Source organism: Vibrio sp. Y176, from assembly GCF_033438945.1.
Genome location: NZ_JAWOQS010000907.1, coordinates 1 through 571, shown reverse-complemented (window position 1 = coordinate 571; position 571 = coordinate 1). Strand labels below are relative to the sequence as shown.

The 571-nt window shown below is 41.7% G+C and carries 1 protein-coding gene; it reads left to right on the top strand.

The features are described from left to right. The coding region (locus tag R7O13_RS29350) for a diguanylate cyclase (protein ID WP_318305522.1) at nt 1-571 on the top strand (571 nt) is incomplete at both ends.

The window sequence follows — 571 nt, the reverse complement described above, 5'->3', positions numbered from 1 at the left end:
CGGATCATGTGTTTATCCTAGACGAAAGCGGGCGCTATATTGAAAGCTTTGGTGGTACCCCCCACTCCAAAACGTTCAACGCAGAACGCTACACTGGCTTACAGCTTAGCGATGTCCTTTCCCCAACCAAAGCAGATGAACTCATGGGGTTTATTTTTGACGTTATGCAAGATAACGAAACGAAAGTCGTGAAATACAACCTTTCTCTGCATGACCACCTACTCCTGCCTATAGAAGAGCTAGAAGCGTTGGAAAACCCAGAAGAAATGTGGTTTGAGGCGATTATCAAACCAGTTAACGCTCCTGAAAATGCAAACAAACTGGTGATCTGGTCTGTACGTGATATCACCAAGACTCATTTGCTAGAACAACGCCTTAAACAATTATCAGAAACTGATGCACTTACTGGTCTTCTCAACCGTCGGGCGTTTATCTCCAATTTAGATAATGCGATCATTCAACATACAAAACGTTCTAAAACACTTTCATGCTTGATGATCGATATTGATCACTTCAAAGATATTAATGATAGAGTTGGCCATTTTTCTGGTGATCATGTTATCACTCGCAT